This window comes from Nonomuraea sp. NPDC052634, from assembly GCF_040678535.1.
In the GTDB taxonomy this organism is placed as follows: Bacteria; Actinomycetota; Actinomycetes; order Streptosporangiales; family Streptosporangiaceae; genus Nonomuraea; species Nonomuraea fastidiosa.
This window is the reverse complement of the sequence record NZ_JBFATY010000001.1, coordinates 2,520,025-2,537,056: the sequence shown is the minus strand read 5'-3', so window position 1 is coordinate 2,537,056 and position 17,032 is coordinate 2,520,025. Positions and strand designations below refer to the sequence as shown.

The window sequence follows — 17,032 nt, the reverse complement described above, 5'->3', positions numbered from 1 at the left end:
TCACCGTGACCGTCGAACGCCTGCTGCCGGACCAGGACGCCGAAGACCTCATCGAGCTGACCCGCGACATCGCAGACAAGGAGCTGGCCCGCAGGGTCGACGAGCACGAACGCTCCGAGACCTACCCTGAAGGGCTCTTCGCCACCCTGGGCGCCGCCGGGCTCCTCGGCCTGCCCTACCCCGAGGAGTACGGCGGGGGCGCGCAGCCGTACGAGGTGTACCTTCAGGTCGTGGAGGAGCTGGCGGCCCGCTGGGCGGCCGTCGCCGTCGCCGTCAGCGTGCACACCCTGGCCTGCTACACCGTCTTCACCTACGGCACCCCCGAGCAGCGCGAACGGTGGCTGCCCCGCATGCTCGCCGGCGAGCTCATCGGCGGCTACAGCCTCTCGGAGCCGCAAGCGGGCTCCGACGCGGGCGCGCTGTCCTGCCGCGCCGAACGCGTCGCCGACGGCTACCGCATCACCGGCAACAAGGCGTGGATCACCCACGGCGGCATCGCCGACTTCTACGCGCTCTTCGCCCGCACCGGCTCCGGCTCGCGCGGCGTCTCCTGCTTCCTCGCCCCCGGCGCCGCCGACGGCCTCACCTTCGGCAAGCCCGAGGAGAAGATGGGCCTGCACGCGGTGCCCACCACGAGCGCCCACTGGGACGGCGTCCTGCTGGAGGCCGACCGCCTCATCGGAGAGGAAGGCCAGGGCCTGCAGATCGCCTTCAGCGCCCTCGACTCCGGCCGCCTCGGCATCGCCGCCTGCGCCACCGGCCTCGCCCAGGCCGCCCTCGACGAGGCCGTCGCCTACGCCAAGGAACGCCGGACGTTCGGCAAGCGCATCATCGACCACCAGGGGCTAGGGTTCCTGCTGGCCGACATGGCGGCGGCCGTGGACAGCGCCCGCGCCACCTACCTCGACGCCGCCCGCCGCCGCGACGCCGGCCTTCCCTACGGCCGCCACGCCTCCGTCGCGAAGCTGGTCGCGACGGACGCCGCGATGAAGGTGACGACGGACGCGGTGCAGGTGTTCGGCGGGTACGGGTACACGCGGGAGTTCCGGGTGGAGCGGTACATGCGCGAGGCGAAGATCATGCAGATCTTCGAAGGCACCAACCAGATCCAGCGCCTGGTGATCAGCCGGGATCTGGCGAAGTAGCGATGGTCGCCGGCCGCGCTGCGGCGGTCACGGCGACGGCGCCCACAATAGAAGCGATCACCTGGGGCAGGAACCGGCCGATGTAGGCGTCGAGGGTCTCGATGCCGTCGACCAGCGTGGTCTGCGCCGCCCCGGTGCGCCCGCGCTGGGCGTGCGCGGGGCCGAGCCGCAGCAGCTTCGCGGTCAGGCGGCGGCGCAGCTCGGTCGTGACCGCGGCCGAGGCGCGCAGCGCGACGGATTCGCGCACCGCGAGCACGGCGCTGCGGACGAGCTGCAACACGACGACGCCGGCCACGAACCAGACGATCGAGCCCGCGTCCCGGCCGGCGAAGATCCGGGCCAGGGCCTGGGCGACGAGGACGCCCTGGCCGACGTAGGTGGCGGTGACGGACAGCAGCAACAGCACGAGTCCCGCCAGGCGCCACCGGACGGACGGTGACGGGGCCAGCAGCCGGGGGATCACTGCTCCTCCTTGAGCCGCTCGAAGACGAGCTGGGTACGGCGCACGGCGCGCACGCCGTACACCTCGGAGATCAGCTCGGGGGTGAGGACCTGATCGGGCGGGCCGCCGGCGACGATGCGGCCGGCGCTCATCACGTACAGGCGGTCGCAGAAGGCCGCGGCCTGGTTGAGGTCGTGCAGGACGGCCAGGGTGCCGACGCCGAGCTCGCGCACCAGGTGCAGCAGTTCGAGCTGGTGGCGGATGTCCAGGTGCGAGGTCGGCTCATCCAGCAGCAGCAGGCGGGTCTGCTGGGCGAGGGCGCGGGCGAGCAGCACGCGCTGCTTCTCCCCGCCGGACAGCGTGGCGAAGATCCGGCCCGCGGCGCCGGCCATGCCGACGCGGTCCAGCGCCCGAGCGCACAGCTCCTCGTCGGCACGAGGATCGGCCGGGTAGGGGGTGCGGCCCATGGCGACGATCTCCGCCACGGTGAAGTCCAGGTCGGGCGGGGTCTCCTGGGCGACCACGGCGGTGCGCCGGGCGGCCTGGCGGGCGGGCAGCCGGTGTACGTCGTCGCCGTCCACCGTGATGAGTCCGGCCGTGGGGCGCAGGGCCCGGTAGATCGAGCGCAGCAGGGTGGACTTGCCGCAGCCGTTCGGCCCGACCAGGGCGACGAACTCACCGTCGTCCACCATCAGGTCTGCCTCGCGCACGATCGGAGTGCCGTCGAGGGCGACGGACAGGCCGCGCAGATCGAGTTTCATGAGACGTTCACCGCCCGGTCCGCCGAGCGGCGGCGCAGCAGCCACAGGAAGAACGGCACGCCGAACAGCGCGGTGACGATGCTGAGCGCGAGCTCCTGCGGCGCGTTGACGGTGCGCGCGGCGATGTCGACGAGCTGCAGGAAGACCGCGCCGAGCAGGGCGGTGACGGGCAGCACGCGCCGGTGGTCGGCGCCCACCAGCAGCCGGGCGGCGTGCGGCACGATCAGGCCGACGAACGCGATGGCGCCGCTGGTCGCCACCATGACGCCGACCAGCAGCGAGGTCAGCACGAACAGGCTCAGGCGCAACCGGTTGACGTTCACCCCGAGCGAGACGGCCGTCTCCTCGCCGGCGGCCAGCGCGTTCAGCCGGCGGTGCTGCATCAGCAGGTACGCCACCCCGACGGCCAGCACGACGGCCGGCAGCGGCAGCATCGGCCAGCGGGCCCCGCCGAGGCTGCCCATCAGCCAGAACAGCACCTGCTGGGCGGCCCGCCCGCTCTGCGCGAGCTGCAGCACGAAGCTGTAGGCGGCCTGGAACAGGTACGCCAGCGCCACGCCGGACAGCACCAGCCTGGCCGCGGTGAGCCGGCCGGAGCGCTGGGCCAGCGCGTACACCAGGCCCAGGGCCAGCAGGGAGCCGAGGAACGCCGCGGCCGACAGCGACAGCCCGCCCAGCGCGGAGGCACCCAGGATCAGCACGACCACCGCGCCGAATGAGGCGCCGGAGGAGACGCCGAGCAGGAAGGGGTCGGCCAGCGGGTTGCGGACCAATGCCTGCAGCACCGCCCCCACGACCGCCAGACCGGCTCCGACGAGCAACGCCAGCAGGGCGCGTGGCAGCCGGAACTCCCACACGATCTGCTCCTGCACCGGGGTCCAGGTGCGCGGCACCACGCCGGGGACGATGTGATCGGCCACGATGCCCCACGCCTGGGGCAGGGCGACGTGCACCGCGCCGATGCTCACCGCCAGCCAGGTCGAGGCGACGACCGCGGCGACGAGGGCGACGATGAGCAGGAGAAACCGGCTCATGGGGCGGCGGCGCCCGGGAACGAGTCCGGCGGGTGCCGGGTTCTGCCGGAGCGTGCTGGTCACTGGGCGAAGGCGTCCGGGTGCAGGAACCGGGCGATGTCGGTGATCGCCAGGATGTTGCGGTAGCCGGGATGCTGGGCCGCGACCGGAAGGGCCAGGTAGCGCTTGTTCTTGGCGGCCGGGCTGTTCCTGACGATGGCGAAGGCTTCCTCCGCCTTGGCCTGCGAAGTGGGCATGTCCTCACCGCGCAGCGTGGCGTAGTCGCTGACCAGGATGGCCTCGGGCTCGGAGGCGCTGATCTGTTCGGCGCTGACCTCGGTGTAGTCGCCCTTGACGTCCTTGAGGACGTTCTCCCCTCCTGCCGCGACGATCATCTGGTTGGTGATCCCGGAACCGCCGAAGGCGTTGACGGGGCCTTCGCCGCCGTCGGTGGCGAGCACCTTGACCGGAGTGCGGCCCTCCACGCGCTTCTTGACATCGGCCAGCTCGCCCTGCAGCTCGCTGATGAGCGCTTCGGCACGGTCGGAGACGCCGAAGATCTTGCCGAGGTTGCGCAGGTCGTCGAAGGTGTCGTCGAGGGTGAACGTGAGCACCTCCTCGGGACTGCACCATCCGCCCAGGATGTAGACGGGCGAGCCGGCGGCGTCCAGCTCTTCCACGGTGGCGTAGCCGCCGGCGGCGTCGAAGCCGGCCATCGAATTGTCCAGGACGAAGTCGGCGCCCTGGGCGAGCATGATCTCCTTCTGCGGCAACATGATCGTCGGTGAGATCTCTTGGATCTTGTCGTACTGCTCCTTCTGGCCGGGCAGGAACGCGCTCTCGGAGAAGTTCGTACGCCCGGCGATCCGATCGCCCAGCCCGAGCGCGAGCAGCGTCTCCAGCGCCGGGTGGTAACCGGTGACGACCTTGGACGGCGGCCGGTCGAACGTCAGCTTGCGCCCGCAGTTCTCCACCGTCACCGGGAAGCCGGGAGCCGCCTGCTCGGTCACCTGCGCACTGCCCTCCGTGGAGGGCTGAGAGCAGGCCGTCGTCAGCGTGAGAGCCGTGACCAGGACGAGCAGTCTGCTGGTGATCCGTCCACCGCGTCCGGTGCGGTGCCTGGCATGGGTATGGGGCGGGCAGCTCATGCGGTGTGTCTCCCGTGGCGCTCGACAACAGAGGTGATCGAGAGCCTCATTCTGCACATTATGTGCAATTGCCAGCAAGTGGCATCAAGGTGATGTACGCCTCTGTGCTGGACAAATCTCACGCCGGCATCGCCGTTCCGGACAGGGTGCCGCCAGGCCTGCGGGCCATGATCGGCCTGGCTGCGGTTTCCGGGCGCATCGCCACCGCCCGCCAGCCGCGCCTCGCGATACAAGCCGAGCGCCGCGTCGGCACGCGTGTGGGTGAGTGAAGACCCGGCCGGCCACTTCGGCCACGCCGGCCGGGAAGGCATCCGCCTCGTCCGGTGGGACGAGGCGGATGCTCACGGAAGCGACGCCTGCCCGGCCTTGCGGACCAAGCTGTGACCGGGCGGACGTCGCCGGCATGGGGGATGCGTCAGGCGCCGCGGGCGGCGTCGTAACGGGCGATGACGTCGTTCCAGTTGATGAGGTCCCACAGCTTCTCCACGTAGTCCGGGCGGACGTTGCGGTACTGCAGGTAGTAGGCGTGCTCCCAGGCGTCGAAGACGAGCAGCGGGGTGGTGTTCATGCCGACGTTGCCGTGGTGGTCGTAGACCTGCTCGACCACCAGACGACGGCCGACCGGCTCCCAGGCCAGCACGCCCCAGCCCGAGCCCTGCACGGTGGTGGTGGCGGTGGTGAGCTGCTTCTTGAACGCCTCGAACGAGCCGAAGTGCTCGTCGATCGCCGCCGCCAGATCGCCGTCAGGGCGGTCGCCGCCGTCAGGCGACAGGTTCTGCCAGAAGATGCTGTGCAGCACGTGGCCCGACAGGTTGAACGCGAACGTCTTCTCCAGTCCGACCAGCCCGCCGAACTCGCCCTTCTCGCGGGCCTCCGCCAGCCGCTCCAAGGTGTCGTTGGCGCCCTTGACGTAGGCGGCGTGGTGCTTGGCGTGGTGCAGCTCCAGGATCTCGCCGGTGATCGCGGGCTCCAGCGCCGCGTAGTCGTACGGCATGTCCGGGAGGGTGTACTGCCCCATGAGCTATCTCCCCAAGTATGTAGTTGCGTATTGTTTGCAATAACAATAGATCAGCAACTAGCGAATGTCCCGGGCAACGTGCCGACAACCGCGGCGACTTCCGCTCATCAGCCTGTGCCAGGGCGTTGCACGGGATCATCGACGACGCTCTGAAGAAGTTTCCGCCACAACGGCAGGTGGCCGGGAGGTCAGTATCAGCGGAGGTTTATCCCCTGCTGGCGTACGTGCCGCTCAGGCCGAAATCCATGGAGGAGGTGTCGTCGGTGGGTGGGGAAACGGTCGCTGGCGCGGCCAGGGGGATGCGCAGGGGAGTACGAACCCGGTACCTGACCCGGGTCACCCATCGGTGACGGGAGCCGGAGGGGTCAGATCTTCTTGACGAGGATCGTGCCGGGGACGAGCCTTTCCAGGTCGCCTGGGTCCGAGGTGAGGACGGTGACCTGTCCCTTCTGACGTCGTGCGATGACGGCGAGCACGGCAGCGATCACGTGCTTGTGGCCGTGGAGCTTGGCGTCGGACAGGAGCCGGCGCGCCTCGCGGGCCTCGTCCTTGCCCACTTCGGCGACGTTGACCCGGGAGAGCACCCAGTCCCAGCGCTGCTCGGTGATCCTCCCGTCGTACGCCTCGACCACCGTCATCGGCGACGTCACCACCTCTGCGTGGCCGCGGGGCGAGGTCTGGCCACGTGATCATCTACCGGTCGCCCCGTATGGAGAGGGACAGCGCCTCGCTGTCGAGCACGAAGACGCGCAGCGGCGGATTCCTCCGCCCGCCGGTCCGTCTGCGCACGCGGCCTCTTCCGGGGTGCCCTTCCGGCGGGCGGGGCAGCGTTCGTGCACGCTCCCGGTACCGGACGAGCGGAAAGCGGTTGGCGGTGACCTGTGGGGATTTGGGATGGTTAGGGGTATGGCGGAAGTGGTGCGGGATGTGCAGGGGTTGGTCGAGGCCGTCCGGCGGGGGGAGCGGGTCAGGTACCTGAAGTTCTGGGGGCATCGGCCGCCGCGGTCCGGTGGGGTGGGAGCCGGGTGCCTGTCGCAGTGGTGGCCGGCGGAGTTCGTGGTGGACGGGGTCACGTACGCGACCGCTGAGCACTTCATGATGGCGGGGAAGGCGCGGCTGTTCGGGGATGAGGAGACGGCGAGCGCCATCGTCGCGGCCGCGCATCCCAAGCAGGCCAAGGATCTCGGGCGGCTTGTACGGGGCTTCGACGAGGAGAAGTGGGCGGCGGCCCGGTTCGACATCGTGGTACAGGGCAATCTCGCCAAGTTCGGGCAGAATCCCGAGCTCAGGGAGTTTCTGCTGGGGACCGGTGAGCGGGTGCTGGTGGAGGCCAGTCCCGTGGATCGGATCTGGGGGATCGGGTTGGCGGCCGATGACGAGCGGGCCGAGCAGCCGGAGATGTGGCAGGGGCTCAATCTGCTCGGGTTCGCCCTGATGGAGGTTCGCGACACGCTTCGGCGGTCGTGACAAACCCATCGGGCCGGTCGGTGGGCGGTTTGCCGCTTTGGCCGTGCTACTTCTCGCCGTTCCCCGGCCACCTGTGTCCCGAGGCCCTGCGGTTCGGTGTATGCGCCGATGGCGGCCGCGTCTTGCGGCCGCCATCAGCGGTTACCAAGGAAATAGGGATCAGGAGCTGGGGCAGGTGTCGCGGTACTCCGAGATCGCCAGGCCGCTGGGCGGCGGGCAGAGGAACTGCTCGTAGCGGGTGTCGTCGTCCACGAACCGCTTCAGCCAGGCCACCATCGACTTGGCCATCGTGGTGTTGGGCAGCTGCGGGAAGAAGTGGCTGGCGTTGTTCAGCTCCAGGTACGCCTTCTCCGACGACGCCGGGATGCTGTCGTAGAACAGCTTGGAGTGAGTGAGGACCGGGGCGATGGCGTCGGCCTCACCGCCGATGATCATGGTCGGGACGCGTACGCCGGACCACGACTTCTGCAGGTTCCACGGCGCGATCGGCACCGCCGCCTGCAGCGACGGGCGGCTGTTGGCCGCCTCGAGCGTGCCGCCGCCGCCCATCGAGTGGCCGGCCACGGCCAGCCGGTTCGGGTCGATGCGGCTGCGCACGGTGGCCGGGCTGTCCTCGACCAGGTAGTCGAGGGCGGCGAGGAGCTGGCGGCCCCGGCTGTCGGGCTGGTCGTAGATGGTGTTGGTCTCGATGCCGATCACCACGAAGCCGTGCGAGGCGATGCGCGGGCCCAGCCACTCGAGGCTGGACCAGCGGGCGGTGTAGCCGGGGGAGATGGCGATCGCGCCGAACGTACCCTGGCTGGTGTCGAGCGGATAGTAGATGGTGCCGCCGCCGAAGCCGGGCACCAGCGCCGAGACCCTGGTCTCCGCGGTGGCGAACGGGCCCCTGGAGGCTTCGAGCAGCGCGTCGGTGGGGTCGGGGCCGCGTTCGTAGCCGGCCGCGTGGGCGGGGGAGGTGGCCGCGAGGGTGCCGCCGATCAGCGAGACGGCGAGGGCGAGCTTGGTCAACGTTCGCGCGCATGATCGGGGGGTGAAGAGCTGCACGTCGTCATACTCCCTGCTCATCGGGGGGTGGCTCGGTCGGTGACAGCTGTCTTTCGCCATTGTTCGGAGCGGCGGTCAACCGTGCATCGGTGAAATCACCGGTCCTCGATCAGGACATGAGCCTTACCAGTTCGACGCGGGAGCGGACGCCGAGCCGGGTGAAGATGTTGCGCAGGTGGTGCTCGATCGTACGGGGGCTGAGGAACAGCTGCTCGGCCACCTCCTTGTTGGTGGCGCCCTCGGCCACCATGCGGGCGATCCGCAGCTGCTGCGCGGTCAGCCGGGCGGTGGCCGCCGCCGGGGCCGGGCCGACCGGTTCGCCCGAAGCGCGCAGCTCGGTCCTGGCCTGCTCGGTCCACAGGCGGGCGCCGTAGCGTTCGAACGTCTCCAGCGCCGCATGCAGATGCGCCCTCGCCGCGCCAGGGCGGCGGTCGCGGCGCAGCGCGCTGCCGTACAGCAGCCGCGTCCTCGCCGCCTCGAACTCGTGGCCGCCCTGCGCGTGCAGCTCCAGCGCCTCCCTGAACAGCTCGTCCGCCTCGCCGGGACCGGCGAGCAGGGCGCGGCAGCGGGCGACCAGCGCCCGCAGATCGGGGCTGCGCGTGCTGCCCACCCAGCCTTCAAGCACCTTCAGCGCCTCCTCGGCGCCCTCATGATCGCCGGTACGCGCGCACGCCTCGATCAGGTGCGGCGTGGCCATCACGCGGATCACCACATGGCGGTTGGTACGCCGCTCGGCACGCAACCGGCCCGCCGCGTCCGCAGGGCGACCGGCCGCCAGGTCGAGGCAGGCCAGCGCCCACGTGCCGATCGCACCGGCGATGCCCAGGTCGTGCGCCCCGGCCAGGTCGATGGCGGCGTCCGCGCGCATCCGGCACGTCTCCTGGTCGCCCTCCACCGCCGCCGTCATCGCCAGCCAGGCCAGGTGCTGGGCCGCCGTGTTGAGCTGGCCCGCCTCCCTGGCCAGGCGCAGGCCGCGGGCCGCGGTCTCGGCCACCGACGCGTAGCGGCCCGTCCACACCTCCGGATAGATCGAGTACTCCAGAAGCTGCGGCATCGCCGAGGCCGCACCGCGCACACCGGCCGCCTCCAGCGCGCGGGCCGACAGGCGCTGCGCGGAGGCCTCCTCGCCCAGCAGCATGCTCGCCACGCACCCCCACACCAGCACCGACGGGTCGTCCACCGCGCCCGCCAGCTCCACCACCCGGCGCAGCGGCGCCGCCGCCTCCCGGTGCGCGCCGCTGAACGTGGCGGCCATCCCTTCCAGGTACTCGAACATGAGCTGCGCGGGCACCGGCTCGTCCGGACGGCGCAAAGCCGCCGCCTGCCGGGCGATCGCGATGAACTGGCGGTTGTCGCCCGCGCGGTAGCTGGCGTCCGCCGCCCGCACCAGCGCCCGCACCCCCAGGACGCGGTGGCTCTCCAGCAGCCACGTCGCCGCGGCCAGCAGTTCTTCCCTGGCGCTGCCGGTCTCGCCGCCGAGGAGTTCCAGGCTGCCGCGCAGGAGGCGTACGCGGGCGCGCACCTCGTTGGGCGCCGCCGCCAGGCCGTGCAGGCGGGCCAGCAGCGCGCGGGCCACCTGCGGGCGGCCGGCCACCCAGGCGTGCCTGGCCGCCGCGGCGAGCCGTTCCGCCTTCTCGGGGCGGTGCCGGCCGGTCAGCTCGGCCGCCCTTTCCAGCGCCTGGTACGTCTCGGGGTGCCCGCCCGGCGTGCGGTCGTCCCTGGCCGCCGCTGCGAGGTCGTCGGCCAGCTCGTCGGGGGCGGCGTCCATGGCCCAGGCGCGGTGCCACGCCCGCCTGAGCCGCGCGCCCGGCCGGTCGTCCCCCGGCTCGATGAGCGTGGCGAGGCGGCGGTGGGCGGTGCGGCGCTGGAGGAGCGAGGCCCCGTGGTAGGCGACGCCGCGCAGAGCCGGGTCGCGGAAGGCGTACCGGTCGCCGATGGCGTGCAGGACGCCGGCGCGCTCCGCCGGCTCCAGGACGGCGAGCGCGCAACTCGGGCGGGCGGCGGCGAGCAGCGCGGGCACGTCGATCTCCGGGTCGGCGGCGACGAGCAGCAGCAGCCGTACGGTCTCCTCGGGCAGCGCGGCCAGCCGGGACGCCTGTTCCCGCCACAGGCGGCCGTCCCTGGGCAGCGTCTCGGGCGGGGCGGCGACGCCGCTCAGCTGGTCCCTGGTGAGCGAGCCGATCAGCTCGGTAAGCGCCAACGGGTTGCCGCGGGCGATCTGGTTCAGTGCGGCCAGCAGCTCGTCGGTGATCTCGCCCGGTGCCAGGTCGTCGGCCAGCTCGCGTACGGCCGTCCCGTCCAACCCGCCCAGCGTCAGCACCGGCAGCCCCGCCGCCCAGCCGGGCACCGCCCCGCCCGTTCCCGCCGCCCGGCCCGGCGCCGTTCCGCCTGTTCGGGCCGCGCGGTCCCGTGCGCTACCGCCCGTTCCCGCCGTCTCGGCTGTCCCGTTCTCGTCTGTACGGGGCTCCGGTGGCTCGCCGGTACGGGTGGTGAACACCAGGGCCACCCGCTCGCCCGCCACCCGCCTGGCCGTGAACGCCAGCGCCTCGCGGCTGGCGGGATCCAGCAGGTGCATGTCGTCCACGCAGGCGAGCACCGGCCGCTCGGCCGCGACCGCCGCCAGGAGCGCGAGCACGGCCGCGGGCAACGCCAGCCCGCCGCCCCGGGTCGCGCCTGGCGCTGCCGCGGGTGGCATCGGCCCGCCACCCTCAGCCGCAGTAGGTGCGGGCACGGGCAACGTCGGCCCGCCGCCCTGGGCCGCGCCCGCCACCGTCTCGCCGCCTTCAGCCGTGGACGACAGCTCTGGTTGCAGCACCGGGGCCAGGGCGCGGAGCTGCGGTTCCGGCAGCAGGGCGGCGGCGTCCCCGGCGACCGGACGTAACAAGCCGTGCAACCCGGCGTACGGTAGCCGCGACTCGGCGGCCACCCCCGACACCCGCAGCACCAGGAACTCCTCCCCGGCCAGCCCGGCGACGAGGTCGAGCAGGGTGGTCCTGCCCATGCCGGGCTCGCCCACCAGCACCAGGGCCCCGCCGTCGCCGTCGCGGGCGCCGTCGAGGAGCCGCCGCAGCGCCTGCTCCTCCGCGCCGCGACCGCGCACCGCCGGAATGCCGCGCACCCCAGGCAGGCCGCGCACCCCAGGCAGGCCGCGCACCCCAGGCAGGCCGTACGCCTCCGGAAGGCCACGCGGCCCAGGTAGATCGCGCACCCCAGGCGGGCCGCCTAAGCCCGCGAGGCCGCGCTCTTCCGAAGAGGCGCCGCGCTCCTCCCGAAGGTCGTGCACCGCAGGAACACGTGTGACAGGGGACACAGCGTCCAGTGTTACGCGCGGATGTCGGCCGTGAAAGGGCACATTCGCCGCAAAACGCAATTCACCTGGCACTCCAACCCCACGGCAGCAGCCGCCGGCGGCGTCCTCCACACGGCAACTCTCACCGGCGCGCCTCCTACACGGCAACTCTCACCGGCGCGCCTCGGCAACTCTCACCGGCGCGCGCCTCGCACGGCATCCCTCACGGGTGCGTCCCTCGCACGGCATCCCTCACGGGCGCGTCCCTCGCACGGCAACTCTCACAGGACGTGCTTTCCGCACGGCAGCCGTCACCGGGCACGCTCCTCGCGCACCCGCCGCCTCCTGGAGAACCGCTCGGACACGGCGGGCAACAGCCCCTGGGGCAGGAACAGCACGACGACGATGAGGACGAGCGCGTACACCGCGTACGACAGCACGCTGGGCGCGTACGACGGCATCCCCGGCAGCGTGGCGAGCCCGTCGAGCCCCTGCACGAGCAGCGTGATGGCGGCGGCCCCCACGACCGCGCCCCACAGCGTGCCGAGCCCGCCGACCACGGCCATGACGATGTACTGGATGGAGATCAGCACGGGGAAGGAGCCGGGCGCGACGTACCCGGTGTAGAAGCAGTAGATGCCCCCGGCGAGCCCGGCGAAGGCGGCGGACAGCGCGAAGACGACCAGCTTGTAGCGCCCGACGGGGATGCCGGACGAGGCGGCCGCGGTCTCGCTGGTGGCCAGCGCGCGCAGGGCCCGGCCGGGACGCGAGGTGATCACGTTGTGGGTGATCAGGAGGACGAGCGCGAGCCCGCCCCAGGTGAGGTACGCGTAGGCGACGGCGCTCTCGGCCTCGAACGACCCGATGGAGAACTGCGGGATGGCCTGCAGCCCGATGTCGCCGCCGGTGAATTCGAGCTGCCCGGCCAGCGACAGCAGGATGAGCTGCATGGCGAGGGTGGCGAAGGCGAGGTGGTGGCCGCGCAGGCGCAGCAGCGGGACGCCGATGACGAGCGCGGACGCGGCGGCCACGACGGGCGCGGCGACCAGTCCTGCGACCGGGGGCACGCCGCCGAGCGCGAGCAGCGCGGCGGTGTAGGCACCGATGGCGTAGAAGGCGCCCTGGCCGAGCGAGACCTGCCCGGCGTACCCCATGAGCAGCGACACACCGACGGTGACGATGGCGGCGAGGCCGAGCAGGATGTACACGGCGAGCGCGCTGTCGTCGAGCACCGCGGGCAGGGCGAGCGTGACGGCGGCGGCGAGAAGCCCGGCGACGATCCTGATCATGCGGACTCCTGGGAGAGCGTGGTACGGCGGCTCGCCTGCACGATCATGACCACGATCATCAGCCCGAGCGCGATCTCCAGTTGGTGCGAGCCGTAGCCGTAACCGGCGGCCATGGTCTCGGCGACGCCCAGCAGCAGCGCGCCCACCAGCGCGATCACGGGCCGGGTGAGCGCGCCGAAGACGGCGGCGGCGAAGGCGTTGACGATGAGCGTGACGTCGGTGTCGAACGAGATCGGCCGCAGCGGCGTCACCAGCACCCCGGCGATGCCGCCGAGCAGCCCGCCGAGCGCGAACGCGAGCAGCCCCATCCGCCGCACGTCGATGCCGACGACGCGGGCGGCGTACGGGTTGGACGCGCACGCGGTCAGCGCCTTGCCCAGGTAGGTGCGCCCGAAGAAGAAGGCCAGCAGCGCGAACGTGGCCGCGGTCACCCCGATGACCAGCAGGTGCTGGGTCTGGATGCGTGCCCCCGCGATCACCACCGAGCCGGCCAGCCCGGGGGCGGAGCGTGGCTGGTCGCCCCACAGCACGATCTCGACCGCGTACGCCAGCACGCCCACGCCGAGCGTGACGATCAGCGACGACAGCGGCGTGGTGCCCGGCCTGCCGATGGCGGCAAGGCCGGTGAGCAGCCCGGCGAGCGCGGCGGCGAGCACGGCGGCCACCTCGCTCAGCCCGTGCGGGAAGCCGAGTCCGAGCAGCGACGACGTGCACAGGCCCGCGACGACGGCGAAGGTGCCCTGGGCGAAGTTCACCACGCCGGTGACGCGGTGGATGGTGACCAGGCCGCTGGCGATGAGCGCGATGGCGCAGCCGACGGCCAGGCCGTTCAGCAGGTACGTGAGGAACGCGCTCACCGCGCCACCTCCCTGGGACCGTTCACGTGATCGCTCCTCCCAGGTACGCGCCGGCCACCCGGGGGTCGTCGGCCAGCCGCGCGCACTCGCCCTCGGTGACCAGCCGCCCCGACTCCAGCACGTACGCCCGCGAGCACAGGTCGAACGCCAGCCGCGCGTTCTGCTCGATGAGCAGCACGGTCAGCCCGCGGGAGCGGTTCAGCTCGGCGAGGTGGGCGGCCAGGTCGGCGGTGACGCCGGGGGCGAGCCCGAGCGACAGCTCGTCCACCACGAGCGCGTCAGGCTCGGACATCAGGGCCCGGCCGAAGGCCACCATCTGCTGCTCGCCGCCGGACAGCACCCCGGCCCGCCGCCCGGCCAGCTCGGCCAGGCGGGGCAGCAGCTCGTACACGGCGGACGGGTCGCGTCGGCCGGAGCGCCAGCCGCCGAGCGCGAGGTTGTCGGCCACGGACAGGTCGGGGAAGAGCTGGCGGCCCTCGGGGATGAGCGCGAGCCTGCCGTCGATCCGCACGCTGCCGGAGGCCGGCCGCAGCAGCCCGGCGAGGGTGTTGGCGAGCGTCGACTTGCCGGCGCCGTTGGGTCCGAGCAGGGCCACCATCTCGCCCTTGCCGACGGTCAGCGTGACGTGGTCGAGCGCGGTCGCGGTGCCGTACGAGACCACCAGGTCCTGGACGTCGATCATGAGGCCTGTCCGAGGTAGGCGGCGAGCACGAGGGGGTCGGACCTGACCTCGGCGGGCGGGCCGTCGGCGATGACCTGACCGAGGTCGAGCACCACGATGCGGTCGGCCAGCCGGGTCACGAACGCCACGTCGTGCTCGATGAGCAGGATCGTCAGCCCGTCGGCCCGCAGCTCCTCCACCAGCGTGGCGAGGCGTTCGCGCTCCTCGCCGCGCAGGCCGGACGCGGGCTCGTCGAGCAGCAGCAGCCGGGGCCGGGCGCACAGCGCGCGGGCGAGCTGCAGCGCCCGCTGCTGGCCGATGGGCAGCCGGTCGGCGGGGCGGTCGGCCCACTCGGCCAGGCCGACCCGCTCCAGTGCGTCATCCGCGGCGGCGCCGATCTCCCGTTCGTCGCCCCGGTGCCGGGGCAGCCGCAGCGCCGCGGAGACGAACCCGGCCCGGGTACGCCCGTGCGCGCCGACCATGACGTTCTCCCTGACCGTCATGCCGTGGAAGACCCGGGCCGCCTGGAAGACGATCGACATGCCGAGCCTGGCCCTACGGTGCGGCGGCAGCCGGTCCACCCGGCGGCCGAGGAAGGAGATGCGGCCGGAGTCGGCGGCCAGGTGCCCGGTGATGAGGTTGAACAGGGTGGACTTCCCGGCTCCGTTCGGGCCGATGACGGCACAGGTCTCGCCGTCCGCGACGTTCAGCGACACGTCGCGGACGGCGTAGACGCCGCCGAAGGAGCGGGAGACGCCGGTGACCTCGAGCACGCCTACCCCAGCGCCGAGACGGTCTTGGCGAGCTGCTCCTTGGCCCACTCGGTCGGGACGAACTCGCCGTTCTTGACCGTGTTGATCGAAATGTACTCGGGAGTGAGCCCGGAGTGGTCGGTGGGGGAGTAACGGAAGCGGCCGTTGGGCGTGATCAGGTCCATGGTCTCCAGCGCCTGCTGGATCTTGGTCTTGTCGGTGCTGCCGGCCTTCTTGATCGCCTCGAACAGCAGCAGCGAGGCGCTGTAGCCGTCCTGGGCGAACTGCGGCGGCGGATAGCCGTGCTTCTCCTCGTACGGCCCCGCCATCTGGTCGATGACCTGCTTCTGCTTGCCGTCGGGCAGGTGCTCGCCCACCACGCCGATCGCGCTCTGCACGATCATGCCTTCCGCGGCGTCGCCCATCGGCTCCAGCCAGAGCTTGCTGGCCTGCGAGCCGGTGAGGAACAGCGGGGTCTTCAGCCCCGACGCCTTGTACTGCTTGGCCGCCGTCACGCCGGGCGCGCCCGAGCCCCAGAACACCAGGGCCTCGGCGTCGGAGTCGCGCACGTGGGTGAACACGGGGCTGAAGTCGGAGGTCGTGGTCTCGTACGGCTCGTCGACGGCGATCGTCACGCCGTACTTGGGCGCGAGCTCCACCATCGCCTTGTGTCCCGAGACCGAGTAGGCGCTCTTGGAGTCCCAGGCCACGGCGATCGTCTTGATGCCCTCGGCCTGGATGTACTGCAGGAAGCGCTCGGCGTACATGCTGGACAGGGCGGGGGTGACGAAGATGTACGACTTGATCGGCTCGACCTGCTCCTGGGCCGGGGCGAGCGACAGGTACGGCATCTTGTCGCGCTGCGCCAGCGGCTCGATGGCGAGCGCAGAGTTGGAGAACACCGGCCCGATCAGTGCGTCGATCTCGCCCTTGATCTGGTTGTAGGCGACGATGCCCTGGTCGGGTGCGGTCTTGTCGTCTCTGGTGATCAGCTCCACCTTGCGGCCGAGCAGCCCGCCCTGCTGGTTGACCTGCTCGACGGCCAGCTCGACGGCCTTCTTGTCCTCGCTGCCGAGCGGCGTGTAGTTGCCGGTCAGGGAGACGATCAGGCCGATCTTGATCGGGTCCTGCCCACCCGAGCCGCCGCCCCCGCCGTCACCACCGCCCCCGCACGCGGTGATCGCAAGTAGGAGACAAGCCAGGGACGGTAGAAGCCTGCGCATCAGGACCTCCGAGACCGGGCGATGGTGGCCCCGACAGTAGGCAGGTACATTACGGCTGTCAATAGAGTGCCGAATATCGGGAGACCCGCAATGAGGCCCCAATCCGCGATCCTGACCTTCCTCGGCGACTACGTGTACGGCCGCGGGATCTGCGTCGCCTCGCGGAGCTTCATCGAGGCGTTCGGCAAGGTCGGCATCTCGGAGGAGGCGACCCGCTCGACGCTGACCAGGATGGTGCGGCGCGGCCTGCTGCGCCGCCAGCGCTCGGGCCGGCGCATGTACTTCGGCCTCACCCCCATCAGCACCGAGGTGCTCAAGGACGGCGAGCGGCGCATCTGGCACAGCGGCGTGGTCAACGACTCCGACGCCGACCGCTGGACGCTGATCGGCTTCTCGCTGCCGGAGTCGTGGCAGCGCCAGCGGCACGAGCTGCGCTCGCGGCTGGTCTGGGCGGGCTTCGGCCCGCTGCAGAACGGCCTGTGGATCGCCCCGGGCGAGGTGGACGCCACCGGCGTGATCGAGGACCTGGGCGCGAACGTCAAGGTGTTCGCCGCCGAGCCCAGGACTCCGACCGACATGCAGGCCCTCGTCCGCGACGCCTACGACCTCGAAGGGCTCGGCGAGCGCTACCGGGAGTTCCTGCGCCGCTGGGACACCGCCGACCCGGCCCCCGAGGCCCCCGACGACCTGGCCCGCTCGCTCATGCTGCTGACCGGCTGGCTGCAGATCATCAGGACCGATCCGCGGCTGCCGCTGCGCTACCTGCCGCACGACTGGCCGGCCGAGAAGGCGCAGCGGGTCTGCCACTCGCTGCACGAGCGGTTCAGGCCGCAGGCGGCCGGCATCGTGGCCGATCTTCTCGACACCGTCCCGGACGAAAGTTCGGCAGAACCGTGACAGCAGTCGAAAAGTGGCCTAACTTG

The 17,032-nt window shown here is 71.8% G+C and carries 17 protein-coding genes; 4 read left to right on the top strand and 13 right to left on the bottom strand.

Annotation, left to right across the window (positions count from 1 at the left end; translation table 11 throughout):
* Positions 1 to 5 precede the first annotated feature (5 nt).
* Entirely contained in the window at positions 6 to 1,145 is a 1,140-nt protein-coding gene (locus AB0K67_RS11320; protein ID WP_364056616.1) for an acyl-CoA dehydrogenase family protein, read from the top strand.
* Here the strand turns inward: AB0K67_RS11320 and AB0K67_RS11315 are convergent.
* Genes AB0K67_RS11315 through AB0K67_RS11300 form a run of 4 tightly spaced genes read right to left on the bottom strand, consistent with a single transcriptional unit; the run spans position 1,123 to position 4,371 of the window.
* Positions 1,123 to 1,608, bottom strand: a complete 486-nt coding sequence (locus tag AB0K67_RS11315) for an ABC transporter transmembrane domain-containing protein (protein WP_364056613.1) — start codon at positions 1,606 to 1,608, stop codon at positions 1,123 to 1,125. The two genes, AB0K67_RS11320 and AB0K67_RS11315, sit on opposite strands and share 23 nt — an antisense overlap.
* On the bottom strand, positions 1,605 to 2,348 hold the full coding sequence (locus AB0K67_RS11310) for an ABC transporter ATP-binding protein (protein ID WP_364056610.1): 744 nt from the start codon (positions 2,346 to 2,348) through the stop codon (positions 1,605 to 1,607). The genes AB0K67_RS11315 and AB0K67_RS11310 overlap by 4 nt, the downstream gene beginning before the upstream one ends.
* A complete protein-coding gene (locus AB0K67_RS11305) occupies positions 2,345 to 3,382 on the bottom strand; it encodes an iron ABC transporter permease (protein ID WP_364056607.1) in 1,038 nt (345 codons plus the stop codon). The genes AB0K67_RS11310 and AB0K67_RS11305 overlap by 4 nt, the downstream gene beginning before the upstream one ends.
* 59 nt (positions 3,383 to 3,441) lie before the next feature.
* Complete coding sequence (locus AB0K67_RS11300; protein WP_364056605.1) at positions 3,442 to 4,371, bottom strand: ABC transporter substrate-binding protein; 930 nt, start codon at positions 4,369 to 4,371, stop codon at positions 3,442 to 3,444.
* A gap of 152 nt (positions 4,372 to 4,523) precedes the next feature.
* On the opposite strand from AB0K67_RS11300, the gene AB0K67_RS11295 reads away from it, so the two are divergent.
* Positions 4,524 to 4,778: a hypothetical protein gene (locus AB0K67_RS11295; RefSeq protein ID WP_364056602.1), complete on the top strand. Its 255-nt coding sequence runs from the start codon at positions 4,524 to 4,526 to the stop codon at positions 4,776 to 4,778.
* 146 nt (positions 4,779 to 4,924) lie between these two features.
* Here the strand turns inward: AB0K67_RS11295 and AB0K67_RS11290 are convergent, their stop codons facing one another.
* Positions 4,925 to 5,527, bottom strand: coding sequence for a superoxide dismutase (locus AB0K67_RS11290; protein WP_364056600.1), 603 nt, complete (start codon positions 5,525 to 5,527; stop codon positions 4,925 to 4,927).
* Between the two features lie 365 nt (positions 5,528 to 5,892).
* On the bottom strand, positions 5,893 to 6,165 hold the full coding sequence (locus tag AB0K67_RS11285; RefSeq protein WP_364056597.1) for a hypothetical protein: 273 nt from the start codon (positions 6,163 to 6,165) through the stop codon (positions 5,893 to 5,895).
* Positions 6,166 to 6,433: 268 nt separating this feature from the next.
* Here AB0K67_RS11285 and AB0K67_RS11280 point away from each other — a divergent pair, with 268 nt between their 5' ends.
* Positions 6,434 to 6,994 carry an NADAR family protein gene (locus AB0K67_RS11280; protein WP_364056594.1) on the top strand — a complete coding sequence of 187 codons (561 nt, stop codon included), beginning with the start codon at positions 6,434 to 6,436 and terminating at the stop codon, positions 6,992 to 6,994.
* Between the two features lie 159 nt (positions 6,995 to 7,153).
* Here AB0K67_RS11280 and AB0K67_RS11275 read toward each other — a convergent pair whose 3' ends face one another.
* From AB0K67_RS11275 to AB0K67_RS11245, 7 genes are all read right to left on the bottom strand, one after another.
* Complete coding sequence (locus AB0K67_RS11275) at positions 7,154 to 8,059, bottom strand: alpha/beta hydrolase (protein WP_364056591.1); 906 nt, start codon at positions 8,057 to 8,059, stop codon at positions 7,154 to 7,156.
* A gap of 88 nt (positions 8,060 to 8,147) precedes the next feature.
* Positions 8,148 to 11,192, bottom strand: a complete 3,045-nt coding sequence (locus AB0K67_RS11270; RefSeq protein WP_364056588.1) for an AAA family ATPase — start codon at positions 11,190 to 11,192, stop codon at positions 8,148 to 8,150.
* Between the two features lie 446 nt (positions 11,193 to 11,638).
* Positions 11,639 to 12,616 carry a branched-chain amino acid ABC transporter permease gene (locus AB0K67_RS11265; RefSeq protein WP_364056585.1) on the bottom strand — a complete coding sequence of 326 codons (978 nt, stop codon included), beginning with the start codon at positions 12,614 to 12,616 and terminating at the stop codon, positions 11,639 to 11,641.
* Positions 12,613 to 13,473, bottom strand: coding sequence for a branched-chain amino acid ABC transporter permease (locus AB0K67_RS11260; RefSeq protein ID WP_364056582.1), 861 nt, complete (start codon positions 13,471 to 13,473; stop codon positions 12,613 to 12,615). The genes AB0K67_RS11265 and AB0K67_RS11260 overlap by 4 nt, the downstream gene beginning before the upstream one ends.
* A 22-nt stretch (positions 13,474 to 13,495) precedes the next feature.
* Positions 13,496 to 14,155, bottom strand: a complete 660-nt coding sequence (locus AB0K67_RS11255; RefSeq protein ID WP_364056579.1) for an ABC transporter ATP-binding protein — start codon at positions 14,153 to 14,155, stop codon at positions 13,496 to 13,498.
* Positions 14,152 to 14,907 (bottom strand): ABC transporter ATP-binding protein, encoded by a 756-nt coding sequence (locus AB0K67_RS11250; protein ID WP_364056576.1) that lies wholly within the window; start codon positions 14,905 to 14,907, stop codon positions 14,152 to 14,154. Before AB0K67_RS11250 ends, AB0K67_RS11255 begins: the two co-directional genes overlap by 4 nt.
* Positions 14,908 to 14,909: 2 nt before the next feature.
* On the bottom strand, positions 14,910 to 16,109 hold the full coding sequence (locus AB0K67_RS11245) for an ABC transporter substrate-binding protein (RefSeq protein WP_364056573.1): 1,200 nt from the start codon (positions 16,107 to 16,109) through the stop codon (positions 14,910 to 14,912).
* A 90-nt stretch (positions 16,110 to 16,199) separates the two neighbouring features.
* Here AB0K67_RS11245 and AB0K67_RS11240 point away from each other — a divergent pair, with 90 nt between their 5' ends.
* On the top strand, positions 16,200 to 17,006 hold the full coding sequence (locus tag AB0K67_RS11240) for a PaaX family transcriptional regulator C-terminal domain-containing protein (RefSeq protein ID WP_364056570.1): 807 nt from the start codon (positions 16,200 to 16,202) through the stop codon (positions 17,004 to 17,006).
* The last annotated feature ends 26 nt before the right edge of the window (positions 17,007 to 17,032 follow it).